Origin of the sequence: Thiohalophilus sp. (assembly GCF_046483665.1) — a bacterium.
In the GTDB taxonomy this organism is placed as follows: Bacteria; Pseudomonadota; Gammaproteobacteria; order UBA6429; family Thiohalophilaceae; genus Thiohalophilus.
This window is the reverse complement of the sequence record NZ_JAWOCR010000021.1, coordinates 141,231-157,064: the sequence shown is the minus strand read 5'-3', so window position 1 is coordinate 157,064 and position 15,834 is coordinate 141,231. Positions and strand designations below refer to the sequence as shown.

13 protein-coding genes, 2 tRNA genes and 1 pseudogene are annotated in these 15,834 nt (G+C 57.2%); 6 read left to right on the top strand and 10 right to left on the bottom strand.

Going from position 1 to position 15,834, the window contains the following annotated elements:
• Positions 1-80 precede the first annotated feature (80 nt).
• From R6U90_RS05975 to R6U90_RS05960, 4 genes are read right to left on the bottom strand one after another with little or no spacing between them, the layout of a single operon-like run.
• Entirely contained in the window at positions 81-1,742 is a 1,662-nt protein-coding gene (locus tag R6U90_RS05975) for an ABC transporter ATP-binding protein (RefSeq protein WP_410351753.1), read from the bottom strand.
• A 7-nt stretch (positions 1,743-1,749) separates the two neighbouring features.
• Positions 1,750-2,922, bottom strand: coding sequence for an ABC transporter permease (locus R6U90_RS05970; RefSeq protein WP_410351752.1), 1,173 nt, complete (start codon positions 2,920-2,922; stop codon positions 1,750-1,752).
• Entirely contained in the window at positions 2,915-4,297 is a 1,383-nt protein-coding gene (locus R6U90_RS05965) for an ABC transporter permease (RefSeq protein WP_410351751.1), read from the bottom strand. Before R6U90_RS05965 ends, R6U90_RS05970 begins: the two co-directional genes overlap by 8 nt.
• A 22-nt stretch (positions 4,298-4,319) precedes the next feature.
• A complete protein-coding gene (locus R6U90_RS05960) occupies positions 4,320-6,188 on the bottom strand; it encodes a peptide-binding protein (RefSeq protein ID WP_410351750.1) in 1,869 nt (622 codons plus the stop codon).
• A gap of 225 nt (positions 6,189-6,413) precedes the next feature.
• Here R6U90_RS05960 and R6U90_RS05955 point away from each other — a divergent pair, with 225 nt between their 5' ends.
• The gene (locus tag R6U90_RS05955; protein ID WP_410351749.1) at positions 6,414-7,205 is read left to right on the top strand and encodes an enoyl-ACP reductase; all 792 of its coding nucleotides are present in this window, start codon (positions 6,414-6,416) and stop codon (positions 7,203-7,205) included.
• 151 nt (positions 7,206-7,356) lie between these two features.
• Here R6U90_RS05955 and R6U90_RS05950 read toward each other — a convergent pair whose 3' ends face one another.
• Positions 7,357-8,664 carry a dicarboxylate/amino acid:cation symporter gene (locus tag R6U90_RS05950; RefSeq protein WP_410351748.1) on the bottom strand — a complete coding sequence of 436 codons (1,308 nt, stop codon included), beginning with the start codon at positions 8,662-8,664 and terminating at the stop codon, positions 7,357-7,359.
• 87 nt (positions 8,665-8,751) lie between these two features.
• Positions 8,752-10,677, bottom strand: coding sequence for a SurA N-terminal domain-containing protein (locus R6U90_RS05945; RefSeq protein WP_410351747.1), 1,926 nt, complete (start codon positions 10,675-10,677; stop codon positions 8,752-8,754).
• A gap of 331 nt (positions 10,678-11,008) precedes the next feature.
• Between R6U90_RS05945 and R6U90_RS05940 the strand changes: the two genes are divergently transcribed.
• The 5 genes and pseudogenes from R6U90_RS05940 to R6U90_RS05920 all read left to right on the top strand — a co-directional run bounded on the left by R6U90_RS05940 (position 11,009) and on the right by R6U90_RS05920 (position 12,436).
• On the top strand, positions 11,009-11,236 hold the full coding sequence (locus R6U90_RS05940; RefSeq protein WP_410351746.1) for a type II toxin-antitoxin system HicB family antitoxin: 228 nt from the start codon (positions 11,009-11,011) through the stop codon (positions 11,234-11,236).
• Positions 11,237-11,457: pseudogene (locus R6U90_RS05935) on the top strand (type II toxin-antitoxin system HicA family toxin); the annotation flags it as partial. It abuts the gene before it with no gap.
• A 73-nt stretch (positions 11,458-11,530) separates the two neighbouring features.
• Positions 11,531-11,965, top strand: a complete 435-nt coding sequence (locus R6U90_RS05930) for a hypothetical protein (protein WP_410351773.1) — start codon at positions 11,531-11,533, stop codon at positions 11,963-11,965.
• Between the two features lie 33 nt (positions 11,966-11,998).
• Positions 11,999-12,130 (top strand): hypothetical protein, encoded by a 132-nt coding sequence (locus R6U90_RS05925; RefSeq protein WP_410351745.1) that lies wholly within the window; start codon positions 11,999-12,001, stop codon positions 12,128-12,130.
• A gap of 3 nt (positions 12,131-12,133) precedes the next feature.
• Positions 12,134-12,436, top strand: coding sequence for an integrase core domain-containing protein (locus tag R6U90_RS05920; protein WP_410351744.1), 303 nt, complete (start codon positions 12,134-12,136; stop codon positions 12,434-12,436).
• Positions 12,437-12,745: 309 nt separating this feature from the next.
• On the opposite strand, the gene R6U90_RS05915 is transcribed toward R6U90_RS05920, so the two are convergent.
• The 4 genes from R6U90_RS05915 to lon form a co-directional block, all read right to left on the bottom strand.
• A tRNA-Asp gene (locus tag R6U90_RS05915) sits at positions 12,746-12,822 on the bottom strand.
• Positions 12,823-12,826: 4 nt separating this feature from the next.
• Positions 12,827-12,902: transfer RNA gene (locus tag R6U90_RS05910), tRNA-Val, on the bottom strand.
• A gap of 13 nt (positions 12,903-12,915) precedes the next feature.
• A complete protein-coding gene (locus R6U90_RS05905) occupies positions 12,916-13,260 on the bottom strand; it encodes an HU family DNA-binding protein (RefSeq protein ID WP_410351743.1) in 345 nt (114 codons plus the stop codon).
• Between the two features lie 128 nt (positions 13,261-13,388).
• Positions 13,389-15,803, bottom strand: a complete 2,415-nt coding sequence (gene lon / locus R6U90_RS05900; protein ID WP_410351772.1) for an endopeptidase La — start codon at positions 15,801-15,803, stop codon at positions 13,389-13,391.
• Between the last annotated feature and the right edge of the window lie 31 nt (positions 15,804-15,834).

Sequence of the window (15,834 nt, the reverse complement as noted above, 5' to 3'; positions counted from 1 at the left end):
AACGTCTCTGCGATAAAAAATCATTAATCCCAATAGCAAATCGGTTACCTTAACAGGGTCTCGTCACCCTGGTCTGACTATCAATGGCTGAACTGAACCCGGGGTACAGCTGAAAGTAATTTTTGGGTGTATTCGTGTTGCGGGTCGCGACTGATACGATCGGTTGGGCCGCGTTCCACGATTCGCCCTTCGTTCATCACCAGCATCTCGTCGCTGACGTACTCCACTACGCCGATATTATGCGTGATGAACAGTAACGTCAGATCCCGCTCGCGGCGAAGCTCCAGCAACATTTGCAGAATCTCGGCCTGTACCGAGACATCCAGCGCACTGGTCACTTCATCACAAACGATGAAACGTGGATTGAGCGCCAGGGCGCGAGCGATACCGATACGCTGGCGCTGACCGCCGGAGAATTCATGCGGGAAACGCCACACATAATCGCCCTTGAGATGCACTCTTTCCAGGATCTGTTTGGCCAGATCCAGACGCTCTTCCTTCGACTCGCCGATGCCGTGTACCTTCATCGGTTCAGTCAGCGTCGCAGCAATGGACAGGCGCGGGTTGAGCGACGACATGGGATCCTGAAAGATGATTTGCATTTCTCGTCGCAACGGCTGCAGGGCCCTGCGCGGTAGTGAAGTAATCTCGCAACCATCGAAGTGGATCCTGCCGGCGGTGGAATCGGTCAGGCGCAGAATTGCACGGCCGAGGGTGCTCTTCCCGCAACCGGATTCTCCGACCAGTGCCAGAATCTGGCCTTTGGGAATGCTCAGATCGATACCGTCGACCGCCCTGACGTAATCGACAGTACGCCGCAATAACCCCTTCTTGACAGGAAAATGGACTTCAACGCCCTGCAGATCGAGCAGGATATCGGTGGTCTTGCTATGTTCGCTGTCGTGAGTAATTACCTCGCGCGGCAGGTTCTCCGGCAGCGCCGCCAGTAGCTTGCGAGTATAGGGATGGCCGGGTCGATTGATCATCTGCTGCAGGGGTCCGGATTCGACAATTTTGCCTGTTTGCATCACTGCCAGCCGATCAGCCATTTGCGAGACCACCCCGAAGTCATGCGTGATAAATAAAATCGCCGTACCGCGCCGCTGCTGTAACTCTTTCATCAACCGCAAAATCTCGGCCTGCACGGTGACATCCAGCGCCGTGGTCGGCTCGTCGGCGATCAGCAAATCGGGTTCACAGGCCATGGCCATGGCAATCATCACACGCTGGCGCTGGCCGCCGGAAAGGCGGTGCGGATAATCATCGATCCGCTCGGCGGCATTGGGGATTTTGACCTGCTCGAGCGCGGCGATGGCCCGTTCGCGTGCCCGGGCCTCGCTCATGTCCGGGTTGTGCAGCAGTAATGCCTCAATGATCTGATCGCCGACACTGAACACCGGGTTGAGCGAAGTCATCGGCTCCTGAAAGATCATGGCAATGCGCGAGCCGCGAATGTTGAGTGTCCTGGCCGGATCCAGCCGGAGCATGTCCACCTGTTCCGTACGGCCGTCGTTATGCCGATAGTCGAACAGCACCCGACCACCCGGATGCTCGCTGATATCTTGCGGCAGCAACTGAATGATCGACAGCGCGGTAACCGACTTGCCGCTGCCCGACTCCCCGACCAGACAAAAGGTTTCTCCCTTGTTTATCTCGAAACTGACATCATCCACCGCGCGGATCATCTCATCGCCGCTGCGCAACCAGGTCTGCAGTCCTTCCACTTTAAGTAAGCGGCTCATAACGATCTCACCGCGCGGATTTTTTCAGATGGGGATCGATGGCATCGCGCATGGACTCCCCTATCAGGTTATAGGCAAACACAGTCAGGAAAATGGCTCCTCCGGGGAAGGCCGCCATCCACCAGTTGAACGTGGCCGCCTGTACTGCCTGATTCAGCATCTGTCCCCAGGAGGGGTCATCCACCAGTCCGAGACCAAGAAAACTCAGGGTCGCCTCGGCCAGAATCGCGGAGGCGACACCGAAGGAGGCGGCGACCAGCACCGGCGCCATGCCGTTGGGCAAAATATGCCGAAACAGAATCGAATACAGCGGCAATCCGCAGGCAATCGCCGACTGGACAAATTCCTGTTGTCGCAATTTGAGAAACTCCGCCCGCACGTAGCGGGCAAAACCGGTCCAGCTGGTGATGCCGATGATGATCATCATCACGTAAAGATTACGCCCAAAGAAGGCGACAAAGGTTAACAGCAAAAACAGGACCGGGATCGCCTCGAATATCTCCACCAGGCGCATGCCCAGCATGTCGTATATGCCGGAAAAATACCCCATCAGACCACCGATCAAAGTACCGATGAGCATCGCGATGCCGGTGGCGACAAACCCGATGCCCAGTGCGATGCGCGAAGCATGGATCATGCGACTCAACACATCGGCGCCATTTTCATCGGTTCCGAACCAGTGTTGGCGTTCGCTGGCGCTCAACGGTGCTTCCAGACCGGTATCCCCGGCGTCGCGCAGATAATCCTTGGGCGAATAGGGAATCGGCGCCGTAATCACCCACTCATAGGCGCCGGCCCGCTGCTTATCCCGATATTCTTCATAGACACTCAATTTCGGCGGGGAAACCAGCGCGTTGCACAGTACCGTGGCGACCAGCGCGATCAGCAGTAATATACCGAAGCGGAGCCGCAGGCGAATCCGGATAAACCAGAGCGCCACGGCACTGAAGAAAATAATCAACAACGTCACATCGGCCGCGCCCAGATAGCGCAACAGGGGACTGGACAGGCTCCCTTGTTCCCTCAACAGCAGGGGATAGCTGCTGGCCAGCAGCGGCGCGAACACGGCCACGAATACCAGCAAACCGATCCAGGCCAGGCCAATACGCGCGGCCCATTTGGTAAACACTTCGCGCATGACCTGGGCCGCATAACTGCGTTGCTGTCTTGGCTCACTCATAACTGACCCGCGGATCGGCAATCGCATAACAAAGGTCGGCCAGCAAATAACCCAGCAGTGACAACAGTGCCCCTATCAGGGTAATCGACAGTACCAGTTCGCGATCCCGGGTCTGGACCGCTTCCACCGCCAGCTTGCCCATCCCGTCGATACTGAACAGCGCTTCGACAATAATGGAACCGCCCAACAGGCTGGGCAACAGTGCTGCGGCTACCGTAATCAGGGGCAGCAAACTGTTGCGAAAAACGTGTCGCCACAGTACCTGTTGTTCGGGAACCCCCTTGGCCCGGGCGGTGCGCGCGTAATCGGACAACAGATTCTCCAGCACCGCGCTGCGCGTCAGTTTTGCCAGAAAGGCAAAACCGCCATATGACAGGCACAGCACCGGCAGAATCAGATGCCAGAGCCGATCCAGAAGGAAGCCTCGCAGAAAGTCACCCTGCATGAAATAAACGGCGATCCCCGCCCCGATCCCCGCCCCGAGGAGACCCATCATGGTAGTGCGCAGCGCGGCATAGTCGGTGTAGCCGATCAGGCCGAGACAGGCAGCCAGTACTACGCTGTTCAGCAGCCAGAATACCCACGTCGTCTCGCCGGGCAAGGCCGCGGTCATGAATAAACCCAGCACCGCGCCCAGTGTCCCCATCAGGGCAGTGCGCCAACGGCTGGCAGCTCGCAAGCTCAGCATAATGAACAGTGCCACAGAGAGTGCCATTGCCACAAACAACAGCACGAGATCGCCTGACGAACTCCAGTGAGGCATGAAAGGCATATCCAGTGCCTCGCGCCGATTCAGACCGCCGGTGGGAAACCAGTGCCAGTACTGATCACTGGCAAAAAAGCCGATCAGCAACACCCCCGCCAGCATGGTCGGTACCGACCACAGGCCCAGCAGTGTCACTCCCGAACCGACATCGAAGGCCTTGCCACGCTGAGTCGCGGCATGTACCCCAATGGCGATCGCCACCACGTAGATTAACGGAATGGAAAGAATATTCAGCAACAGGGTAATCGGCAAACGCTCCTCGATCAGATCTGCGACCGGGCGTCCATAGCGAAAGCTGGTGCCCAGCTCGACCCCTTTGGTCAGCGAAAACCCATCGACCCGGTTATCCTGATCGAAAGTGAATCCGATCGGCGAGATATTGTTCAACCAGCGCAGATATTGCACCGGCGCCGGCTGATCCAGCCCATAGAGGCGGTTATAGTACTCCTCCATCGCCTTTTTGACTTCCGGCTCCAGATTTTGTCCTTCCACCAGGCTCTGGGCACTGATCCCTCCCGGGGCTGCCGCCATAACAGTGAATACCACGATAGTAATCCCGAGCAAGGTCGGGATCATTAACAACAGGCGGCGAAGAATATAGGTGTGCATCGGGCCAATGTTGCCGGATCAGCTAGCGATTATATTTCTGCATATCCAGCGGCACATAGATTTCCACCGGCAGGATTCCCAGGTTCAGTCCCAGGTTGGTGTTTTGCAGGTTTTTGATACGTTCGTCAATAAATACCAGTGACTCGCGTCGCATCAGAAATGTGTAGGGTTGATCGTTATGCAAAATACGCTCGGCTTCCTGCCACAGTGGCATCCGCCTGGCCTCATCCACTGTGCCGCGTGCCTGCTCGATAAGCTGATCAAGCTGTTCATTTTCATAGCCGACAAAGTTGTCGCCGCCGGACTCGATCTGCTTGCTGTGGAATATCTGGTAAATATCGGTTTCCACCCCGCTGGTCCAGCCAAGAGTAATGGCATCGAAATCGCGTTTGTTGATCAGATCCAGCATCACCGACCATTCGGTCGGCTTGGGGATCATGGAGATACCGGCCCGGGCATAGATATCCTTGAGAAACAGTACAATACGCCGGGTGTCCTCGCTGTCCTGGAAGAACACCAACTCGAATTCAAATGCTTCACCATCCGGCCCTTCCAGCAGGCCGTCATTGTTGCGATCACGATAGCCCGCCTCGCCCAGCAACCGGCGTGCCTTGTCCAGATTAAACCGGCGCGGTTCCAGTGCCGGATCATGCTGTTCGCTGCGCGGGTTGAATGGACTGATCGCCACTTCGGCATAACCGAGCATAATCTCGTTAATGATGCGTTGCCGATCAGTCAGGTAGGTCATCGCCTCGCGCACACGCGCATCAGCGAACCGGGTCGGCTTGCCATTGCGTTGCTGGTTCCAGCCGATGTAGCTGTAGCCGGCGGTGGGACTCATGTATTCAAACCGCTGACTGCGGGACATCAGTGACTTGTCATCCAGCAAGGTCTGGTATTCACGCGGCCGCGCACTGTAGGTATCTATCTCGCCGTTACGAAAGGTGGTCAGTCGTGCAGCATCATTCTGGATCACTTTCCACATGACCCGGCCAAACGAGGGCTGCAGTCCCCAGTAACGCGGATTACGCTGCAATTCCACCAGCCCCTGATCCGGTGTCCAGCCTTTCGGATCGGCGAGTCGATAGGGTCCGGAACCGAGCAGCAACCCCTTGGACTGGTTAAAGGTTTCCGGCTCGTCGAGATACGGTTCATAAAAATGGCGCGGCATGATCGCCATGCCGCCGGCCAACGCCAGGCTGTTGAAGTAAGGCTCCTTGAATTTGAACACCACTTCATTCGGACCCGTGGCAATCACGCTGTCGATCTTGTCATAGATAGCCCGTTCGCGCGGTGCAGCGATGGCCGGATTCCGGATAAACTCGAACGTGAACACCACATCGTCAGCATCCAGAAGTTCACCGTCGGAAAACTTGACCCCCTCGCGCAACCGGAAAGTAAAGCTCAGCCCGTCGTCGCTGACCTGCCAGTCGCGGGCGATCAACCCCACCCATTCGAGCGAGTCGGGATCGCGGGTCAGCAGGGATTCCTGGACATAGGATTGCACCTGCGAAGCATAGGCATCGCTGGAGACCAGGGGTGTGATGGTCTTGATTCCGGTACCAAATGAGTCCACCAGCCAGTCACCGCGGGCGAAATCGGACTCGCGGGTGGCGGCCAGCGCGCGTTCGAACGCCGGCAGTTCCGCCTCCGACTGCGCCGACCCGCCGCCGTCGCTGGCAATTTCGCCACGTTCAAGTCGACGTTCCAGACGATTAATCGAACCCCGCAAAGCCCGGATATCCTCCGCCTGCTCGTTCATCGTGCGCTGTATCCCGGCCATTTCGGCCCACTGGCGATCGACCATGTACATCGATAACAGTAAGGTGATGAACAACAGGGCCAGAAAGGCAAACAGAAAGAAATCTTTAAAGGTAAACCGTTTTTCCATGGCGGGACTCGCTACGCCTTTTATATTTATACTGAGATCTTCGATGGTACACTATTTTCAAACCCGGTCGAGACTCAGAATAACCACCTCGTTGCCGGCGAACAAGCCGTGGAATCTGATGCAAGCCTTCCCCTGGATGGTAATTTTCGGTACCTTATGATGCTGTTGGCGAACGTCCGGGACGCCCACAACCGAATTCAAAACAACTTAATTGCAAGGTGAACTATGGGATTTCTACAAGGGAAACGCGCGTTGATCGTCGGTCTTGCCAGCAACCGCTCCATCGCCTGGGGCATTGCTCAGGCCATGCACCGCGAGGGCGCCGAACTTGCTTTCACCTATCAGAACGACAAACTTGAAGATCGGGTCGCCAAAATGGCCGCCGATCTCGATTCAGAAATCACCATTCCCTGTGATGTCAGTAGCGACGAGGAAATCAGCAAGGTCTTCGATCAGCTCGACAATTACTGGGATGGACTGGATATCATCGTCCACTCGGTTGCTTACGCACCACGCAATGAACTGGAAGGTGATTATCTGGACGCCGTAACCCGCGACGGCTTTCGGACCGCGCACGAGATCAGTTCCTACAGCTTCGCGGCCCTGGCCAAGGCCGGGCGCAACATGATGGAAGGCCGCGACGGCGCCCTGCTGACCCTCAGCTATCTGGGGGCCGTGCGCGCCATGCCCAACTACAACGTCATGGGCCTGGCCAAGGCCAGCCTGGAAGCCAACGTGCGCTACATGGCCCAGAGCCTGGGGCCCGACGGCATCCGCGTCAACGCCATCTCCGCCGGCCCGATCAGAACCCTGGCCGCGGCCGGAATCGGTAATTTCAGAAAAATGCTCACCGAAGTGGAAAACACCGCCCCGCTGCGCCGCAACGTCACCATCGAGGACGTCGGCAACGCCGCCGCCTTCCTCTGCTCCGACCTGGCCAACGGCATCACCGGTGAAATTACCTACGTCGACTCCGGCTACAGCACCATCGGCATGCGCCCGCTCGACGACGAGTAAATCCTCAACCAGAAATACTCACCACCAAGACGCCAAGACACGAAGAAAACTGTTCAGAAGAATTGAGTTTTTAACTTGGTGTCTTGGTGGTGAAGCCTTTCCTCGTAACTCGTCCCTCAGCCCTCGGCCCTTTTTGTCAGCGGCGAAGGATTTATGCCGTTTTTACAGCCGGTTGTTCGTCCACCAGCAGGTCGGTCTCCCCCTCAGAGCGGGCGATGATCACCGCACCACAGGAGTCGCTGAACACGTTCACCGAGGTGCGGAACATGTCCAGTATCCGGTCCACCGCCAGGATCAGCCCCAGCGCTTCCAGGGGCAGGCCGATGGCGGCCAGGATAATGGCGATGGCGACCAGGCTGGCGGCCGGGATTCCCGCCACGCCGATGGAGGTCAGCAACGCGATGAGGACGATGGTGAACTGGGTGGCAAAGCCCAGCTCCAGGCCGTAGGCCTGGGCGATGAAAATCGCCGCCACACATTCATACAGCGCCGTGCCGTCCATATTGATGGTTGCCCCCAGCGGCAGGACCACGCTACTGGTGCGGTTGGAAACCCCGGCGTTTTTCTCCACGCATTCCATGGTCAGCGGCAGAGTTGCCGCGGAAGAGGCCGTCGAAAACGCGGTCAGCATGGCCGGCGCCATGGCCCGGTAGTGGCGCCGGGGGCGCACTTTGCCGAGGAATTTGAGCAGCAGCGGCAAAAAGATCAGCACGTGCGCCAACAGGGCCAGTAACACCGCCGCGGCAAACAGTCCCAGCGTCTGGGCCAGCTCCGTGAGCTGATCCAGTTCAGTCTCCGCCACGACTTTTGCCACCAGGGCAAAGATCCCCAGCGGCGCGAACTTCATGACCAGATCGGTAATGGCCATCATGATGTTGAACATGCCGTTCCAGAAGTTGTACTGCGCTTCAGCGAAGTCTTCCTCGATCCGGGCCATGAAAAAGCCGTACAACAGACTGAAGAAGATCAACCCCAGCATCTGCCCGTTGGCAGCAGCGGCAACGATATTGGCCGGGATCATGCTCAAAAAGACGCCGGCAATGTCATTCGCGCCCCGCTCGCCAACCGTCTCCCGGGCGATACCCGCCTGTTGCTGGCTAAGCCCGAGGACCTCGTTGGCCGGCTGGCCATCGATGATACCCGGCGATAACAGATTGACGAAAAACAGACCGATCAGAATCGCCACCAGGCTGGTGGCCATGTAATAGAGCAGCGTTTTGCCGCCGATCCGGGCCAGCCCGTGGCCGCCGCCGATCCCGGCAATCCCGACGATAATCGAGGAGACGATCAGCGGCACGATGATCATCTTCAGGGCATTGAGGAACAGGCTGCCAACAAAGTCGAAGACACTGTACAGGCGTACCCCGAACAGCGTGCCCTCCTGACCGGCCCAGGCCCCGATCAGTACCGCCAGCACCAGCGCAATCAGGATCTGCCAGTGGAGTTTAAGTTTTAGCATGGCCTGGTCCCTTCGTCTTCCAGCGGGCTGTTTACCCGGCAGGCTGTTACCGCCTCAAAGCGGCGAACCGCGTCCCGGGGCAGATTGTTATTCCTCGCCGCTCAGGTCATCGCTGATACGGATTTTCGCCTCCTGACGCAGACTTTCCACCAGGGCATTGTATTCGCTGACACCAAAGGCGGCGGCCAGTTGCTGGCGTTCACTTTCCAGGGTTTCCCCGGCGGGCAGCTCTCCCTCGCGGATCGCTTGCAGACGAATCACGGCCACATTGCCGTTAGACAGGGCCGTGGTGGTCACGCTGGGTTGCCCCTGTTCATCCGGGGCCGGCATCCGAAACGCCGCCTGACGCAGACTCTCGTCCAGCTGCGCACCCTCTTGTTGCGCGCGGCGGCCGATCAATCCGGGCGTCTGCCAGTCGGCGTCATACCGCGCCGCCAGCGTCTGGGGCGCAGCGCCCTGCTCCAGCTCAGCCTGGATGGACTGCGCCGCCTCGACAGCCAGCTCCTGCGCCTGTTGTCGCTTTAGCTGCCGGACAATCTGCGGGCGGACTTCCTGCAGGGATTTTTCACTGGCCGGCGCGTGTTCGTTAACCCGCAACACCAGAAAATGGGTATCGCTCAGCTCCAGCACCTCGCTGTTGCGCCCCTCCTGCAGGACCTCCTCGCTGAAGGCCGCGTTCACCACTTTGGGATGGCCGAGGACACCCTCCCCACCCTGGCGGGTCAGCATCGGACTTTGCCGGAGTTCCAGATCGAGCTGCTCGGCCACCCCTTGTAGTGAGTCGGGCATCTCATAGCTGTAACGCTCAAGCTCGCTGACCTTCTCGTAGAAATCCTGCTCCGCCTGACGCATGCGCAGCTCCTGGCGGATTTCATCTTCGACCTCGGCGAGCGGTTTCACCGGCGCAGAGACCACCGAGTCGGCCTTGATCAGGTGGTAACCAAAGCGGGTTTTGACCGGCTCGCTGATCGCGTCTTCTTCAAGAGCAAACGCGGCCTCCTGGAATTCGGGATCAAAAGCCCCCCGTTCAATCCGCCCCAGATCACCCCCTTCACTGGCGGAGCCGGGATCATCCGAGTGGGTCCGCGCCAGCTCGGCAAAGTCGGCGCCCTGCTGCAACTCGCGGTAGAGCTGTTGCGCCTTTTCGAGCGCTTCGCTCTGGCTGCGTTCGGCATTGATCGCGATCAGTATATGGCTGACCTCGCGCTGCTCTTCGCCCTCGCGATACTGCTCCTTCTGGCTGGCGTAAAATTCCTCGACTTCCCGCTGACTGACTTCATACTGTCTGGCCAGTTTCTGCAGATCGAGCTCCAGGTAGTTGAGACGGACCTTCTCGGGCGTCATGAAACGACCGCGATTGTCCTGATAGAAGGCTTCAACCTCGGACTCATCCACCGCGACCTGATCCACAAAACCAGCCACATCGAGTACCAGATACCCGATCTCGCGCTGCTGGTATTTGAGGCGCAAATAGCGCTGCAATTCGGCGTCGGTGACAAAGGCACTGCCAGCAATCCCGTTGCGTAATTGTTCGAACGCCAGGTCACTGGCCACATCCCGCTCGAACTGTTCGGCCGCAATGCCCTGCTGACGCAGCAGGGTTTTATAGCGCGCGCTGGAGAAACGCCCCTCCTCCTGAAATGCGTCGTACTCCTGGATGGCACCCAGTACCTGTTGGGAGCCGGGCTGATAGCCGGTGTCGTTGATATGTTGCTGAACCAGTTCGCGCTGAATCAGTCCCTGCAATACCTCGCGCTTGATCTGCGCATTATCGAACAGGGAGGCATCGAACTGATCGCCCTGGAATTGCCGTAAACGCTCCAGATAATTCCGCTGCGCGCGTAACAACTGATTTTCGGTGATTTCCGTATCGTTGACTTCCGCCACGCTGCTCGGCCCTCCCCCACCGGTGAGATAACTGCTCAGACCAAACAGGGCAAAGGTGATGATAATCAGACCGACGATGGTCCAGACAAACAGCCCTTTGGCGCGATCACGAATCAGTTGCATCATAACTAAACAGTTTCAGTTGTGGACGAAGCGCCTATTCTAACTTTATTCACACAAGAATAAAGAGTAAGCAGGCCAGTTGGTCACACTTGACCACAAACTTGCTGTACTCGCGGGCCTCAGTGGCACCCTGGTAGCTGACGGCCCGGATGCGCCCGACCTGGTTGTTGGCGCGGATCTCGGGGCTGTCGTCGCCATAGGTGTAGGTGACGTTATTGTCTGTAAAATGGGGTAGGTAATTCCTACCAGGCGGCTGGGGATTTGGCTCGCGTCAGCAGAAATCTGTGGTAAACTGATTGTAATTCAATTGCTTGGACTCCACTTGGTGAAGATTATGGAACAAATCGTCAATCTCCATATCGAGCATCTGCCGGAAGGCGTCTATCTGGCGACCTCCGAGGATCTGCCCGGGCTGGTGGCCCAGGGCAGGACCGTCACCGAGACCCTGGAGATTGCCCGCGACGTGGCCAAAAAGCTGCTTGAGGCCCAGACAGAGCGTCAGGAACCGGCCAATCTCAAGACCACAGGGGAGTCCTTCGACTATCCGCTGGTCGTGAGCTAAATGGGGCGGCTGACCGGTTTTCGTTATCACGAAATCATCAAACGGCTAAAACGGCACGGTTTCGAGTTTGACCGCCAGGCGGCGGGTTCCCACGAGATATGGTACAACCCACCGCTAAACGCTACACCACCATTCCAAACCATCCCGGCGATATGCCCGAAGGCACCTTGAGGGCCATTCTGAAACAAGCGGGGATTGAGGCAGAGCAATTCCTGAAAAGAAATAATAAGAGTCTTGCTAACGGGCAAGCCGAAAAAGTTACCATCTTCTTTTATACAATAAAAATTTCACACCATGCTGTTCATCTACCTGCTCTACCGGACATTGCACCCGGTCCTGCGTCGTATTGCGTTGGTTCTGACACTGCGAAAACGCTTCCCTGTCTACGGCCGCAAGAAGGCGGTTGAACCGACGGCCCGCTACTGCCGCTTCCCGAGAAAACCCGCCTGGGTGGCAAAGGAGCTCATCCGCATGAAGGCGCTGATGCCGGATCAAGGCTGTCGGGCGCTGGCGGCGAGCTTCAATCGCCGCTTTGCCGGGAAAGAGTCAGTTAGCAAGAGTTATGTGCACGGGGTACTGGTCAAACACCGGCACGAGATCGCCCTGCTGCGCAAGAACCTGAAGAAGAAACAGCCCCGGCCTGGGCCGCACAACCTGATCTGGGGGCTGGATCTGACCGGTAAGCAGGATACCCGAGGAAGCCCCCACAACATTCTCGGTATCGTGTAGCATGCTTCACGCGCGAGCCTGGTTCTTATCGGTTTGAAAGACAAGGCCAGCCTCACCCTGCTCCGCCATCTTCTGGACGCCATCGAACACTACGGCAAGCCCAAAATCGTTCGGACCGATAACGAAGTAATCTTTACCTCCAGGCTATTCCGGTTCAGTTTGTGATTATTGGGCATCAAGCATCAGAACACAGACAACGGGTGTCCGTGGATGAACGGCAGAATCGAGCGGTTCTTCAGCACGCTCAAGCAAAAGCTCGAACTGTGGGAAGTGGATAATCTGGCCCAGCTCAACGGCGCCCTGGGTCAATTCAGAACGTGGTACAACTTCGTTCGGCCACATCAAAACCTGGCCGAACGGACACCCGCCGAGGTCTGGCAAGGCGTGGATGTCTATGCCAACCGGCCGCGTCGGGAATATTACTACAGTGCCTGGAACGGGTTGCTGACAGGGTATTATCTACGGCTGTAGGTCGCCGCGCCACCGATGCCGACAAACCTCTCAGGTGGACAGTCAAGCCGGCTGTCCGGGGAAAGTTGTGTCGGTCAGGGGAATATCCGGTTGAAACAGGCCAGATCGATGAAGGTTATCGGCGGTTTGAGGCAATGGATTTTGCAAACCGTGATGTAGTACCGCCTGAACAGCGGTCGAGGTTGAAGATTTCAGGGAGGAAAACAGCCTGGCGAGTGTTGCGGACGGATAGACGAGACAACGGGACAACGGGACACTTAAATAAAATAAAAAAAGGGCGAGCTCGTTAAAGCTCGCCCTTTTCAGCGTTGGCGGACCGGACGGGACTCGAACCCGCGACCTCCGGCGTGACAGGCCGGCATTCTAACCAGCTGAACTACCGGTCCGAACTGGTGGGTGGTGCAGGGATCGAACCTGCGACCCTCGCCTTGTAAGGGCGATGCTCTCCCAGCTGAGCTAACCACCCCAGCAAAGGCGCGCTAGTTTACGGCATCTTTCAGCGCTTTTCCAGCCTTAAATCCAGGAACTTTTGAAGCAGCGATCTGGATCGCTTCACCGGTGCGCGGGTTGCGTCCGGTACGGGCCGCACGTTCCTTCACGGAGAAAGTACCAAAGCCAACCAGCGTCACCTGGTCTCCCTGCTTCAGGGTGCTGGTGATGCTGTCAAACATGGTATCTACGGCACGGGTGGCGGCGGCTTTGGAAATATCGGCGCCTTCGGCAACTGCATCGATCAGTTCGGCTTTATTCACAGTGGGGGTCCCCCTTATTTTCAGTGTTGTGTGAGGTAAAAAAAACACCGCCAGTGCGAGACCGGCGGTCATACAGGATATTATTTGAGAATTTTTATACCAACCAGAGCCACAGACGGTCAAGGAATCATTACCGGTTTAATCCTCCAGACCGGTAATAAAGTCCTTGACAAGCCTGTCAATCCGATTCGGTTGCAGGGTCAATGCGGCCGCAGCGTGCCCGGCTGATCCGGATTATCGCTGTTTTTAACCACCTCGGCCTTCTCTTCACCCTTGGCCGGATTGAGCTCCTCGGGCTGGCGGGTCAGTGCGACCTGAAACACCTCATCGATCCAGCGGACCGTGCGAATATCCACTTTCTCCTTGATATTGTCAGGTATCTCGGTCAGGTCCCGCTCGTTTTCATGCGGAATCAGGACCGTCTTGATACCCCCGCGGTGCGCCGCCAGCAGCTTCTCCTTGAGACCGCCGATAGGCAATACCTCGCCACGCAGGGTGATCTCACCGGTCATGGCCACGTCGGCCCGCACCGGGATGCCGGTCAGGGAGGAGACCAGCGCGGTGCACATGCCAATACCGGCACTGGGCCCATCCTTGGGGATGGCGCCTTCGGGCACGTGCACGTGGATGTCCTTCTTCTCGAACACATCCGGTTCGATACCCAGCACATTGGCGCGGCTGCGCACCACCGACAGGGCCGCCTGGATAGACTCCTTCATCACATCGCCCAGCTGGCCGGTGATATTGTGCTTGCCCTTGCCGGGCATGACGGCGGTTTCGATGGTCAGCAGTTCACCACCGACCTCGGTCCAGGCCAGTCCGGTCACGTGACCGATCCGATCCTGTTCATCAGCCATGCCGAAGCGGAAACGTTTCACGCCCAGGTATTTCTCCAGATTGTCGGCCTTGACCACTACAGTCGTATCGCTCGGTTCCAGCAGGACCTCCTTGACGACCTTGCGGCAGATCTTGGCAATTTCGCGCTCCAGATTACGCACCCCGGCTTCGCGGGTGTAATAGCGGACGATATCCAGAATGGCTTCTTCGGTAATATCGACCTCAGCTTCCTTGAGCCCGTTGGCCTTGACCTGTTTGCTCACCAGGTACTTGAGGGCGATGTTGACCTTCTCGTCCTCGGTATAGCCGGACAGGCGAATCACCTCCATGCGGTCCAGCAGCGGGGCCGGAATGTTCATGGTATTGGAAGTTGCCACGAACATGATGTCCGACAGGTCGAAATCGACCTCCAGATAGTGATCGTTAAAGGTATGATTCTGTTCCGGGTCCAGCACTTCGAGCAGGGCCGAGGCCGGATCGCCGCGAAAGTCCATCGCCATCTTGTCGATCTCGTCGAGCAGAAACAGCGGATTACGAGTCTCGATCTTGTACAGGTTCTGTACCACCTTGCCCGGCATGGAGCCGATGTAGGTGCGACGATGACCGCGAATTTCCGCCTCGTCACGCACGCCACCGAGAGCCATGCGGATAAACTTGCGGTTGGTGGCACGAGCCAGTGACTTGCCGATGGAGGTCTTGCCCACACCGGGCGGTCCCACCAAGCACAGGATCGGACCTTTCATTTTCTTCATGCGTTTTTGCACGGCCAGGTACTCGAGAATTCGTTCCTTGACCTTCTCCAGACCATAGTGGTCTTCTTCCAGCACCTGTTCGGCCTTGGCCAGATCGTTACGCACCTTGGAACGTTTCTTCCACGGTACACCGACCAGCCAGTCGAGATAATTGCGCACCACGGTGGCCTCGGCCGACATGGGTGACATCATCTTCAGCTTGTTCATTTCGGCTTTGGCCTTGGTCTTGGCTTCTTTGGACATGCCGGCATTTTCGATTTTCTTTTCCAGATCTTCGATCTCGTTGGGCACGTCGTCCATTTCGCCCAGTTCCTTCTGGATCGCCTTCATCTGTTCGTTCAGATAATATTCGCGCTGGCTCTTCTCCATCTGGCGCTTGACGCGACCGCGGATGCGTTTTTCCACCTGCAGCAGATCGATTTCCGATTCCATCAATCCCATCAGCTGTTCCACGCGATCACGCAGCGAGAAGTTTTCGAGAATTTTCTGTTTCTCCTCGATTTTCAGCGACATGTGCGCGGCAATGGTATCGACCAGCCGATTCGGATCATCAATACTGGACAGGGAGGTCAGAATTTCCGGCGGGACTTTCTTGTTCAGTTTAACGTACTGATCAAACTGGGTAGTCAGTGAACGCACCAGCACTTCAGCTTCGCGATCATCGACTGTCTCTTCTTCATGTACCTTCGCCTGGGCGATGAAATACTCGCCCTCGGCTTCGTTGAAGTTCAGAACCTTGGCCCGCTTACCCCCTTCGACCAGAACCTTGACGGTCCCGTCAGGCAGTTTGAGCAATTGCAAAATACTGGCCACGGTACCGATGCGGTACATGTCGTCGGCCTTGGGATCATCCTCGGCAGCACTCTTTTGCGCTACCAGGAGAATCTGTTTGTTATCTTCCATGGCTGATTCCAGCGCCTGAATCGATTTTTCACGACCGACGAACAGCGGAATGACCATGTGGGGATAGACCACCACGTCCCGCAACGGCAGGACCGGAATTTCAGTCAACGGTTCTTCTATCATATCGGACATAATCACGTATCTCTTGTTTGCA

Bases quoted from the DNA above. Each gene is read 5' to 3' on its own strand.
- R6U90_RS05975 (WP_410351753.1), bottom strand. From the start codon at position 1,742: ATGAGCCGCTTACTTAAAGTGGAAGGACTGCAGACCTGGTTGCGCAGC.
- R6U90_RS05970 (WP_410351752.1), bottom strand. From the start codon at position 2,922: ATGAGTGAGCCAAGACAGCAACGCAGTTATGCGGCCCAGGTCATGCGC.
- R6U90_RS05965 (WP_410351751.1), bottom strand. From the start codon at position 4,297: ATGCACACCTATATTCTTCGCCGCCTGTTGTTAATGATCCCGACCTTG.
- R6U90_RS05960 (WP_410351750.1), bottom strand. From the start codon at position 6,188: ATGGAAAAACGGTTTACCTTTAAAGATTTCTTTCTGTTTGCCTTTCTG.
- R6U90_RS05955 (WP_410351749.1), top strand. From the start codon at position 6,414: ATGGGATTTCTACAAGGGAAACGCGCGTTGATCGTCGGTCTTGCCAGC.
- R6U90_RS05950 (WP_410351748.1), bottom strand. From the start codon at position 8,664: ATGCTAAAACTTAAACTCCACTGGCAGATCCTGATTGCGCTGGTGCTG.
- R6U90_RS05945 (WP_410351747.1), bottom strand. From the start codon at position 10,677: ATGATGCAACTGATTCGTGATCGCGCCAAAGGGCTGTTTGTCTGGACC.
- R6U90_RS05940 (WP_410351746.1), top strand. From the start codon at position 11,009: ATGGAACAAATCGTCAATCTCCATATCGAGCATCTGCCGGAAGGCGTC.
- R6U90_RS05930 (WP_410351773.1), top strand. From the start codon at position 11,531: ATGCTGTTCATCTACCTGCTCTACCGGACATTGCACCCGGTCCTGCGT.
- R6U90_RS05905 (WP_410351743.1), bottom strand. From the start codon at position 13,260: ATGACCGCCGGTCTCGCACTGGCGGTGTTTTTTTTACCTCACACAACA.
- lon (WP_410351772.1), bottom strand. From the start codon at position 15,803: ATGATAGAAGAACCGTTGACTGAAATTCCGGTCCTGCCGTTGCGGGAC.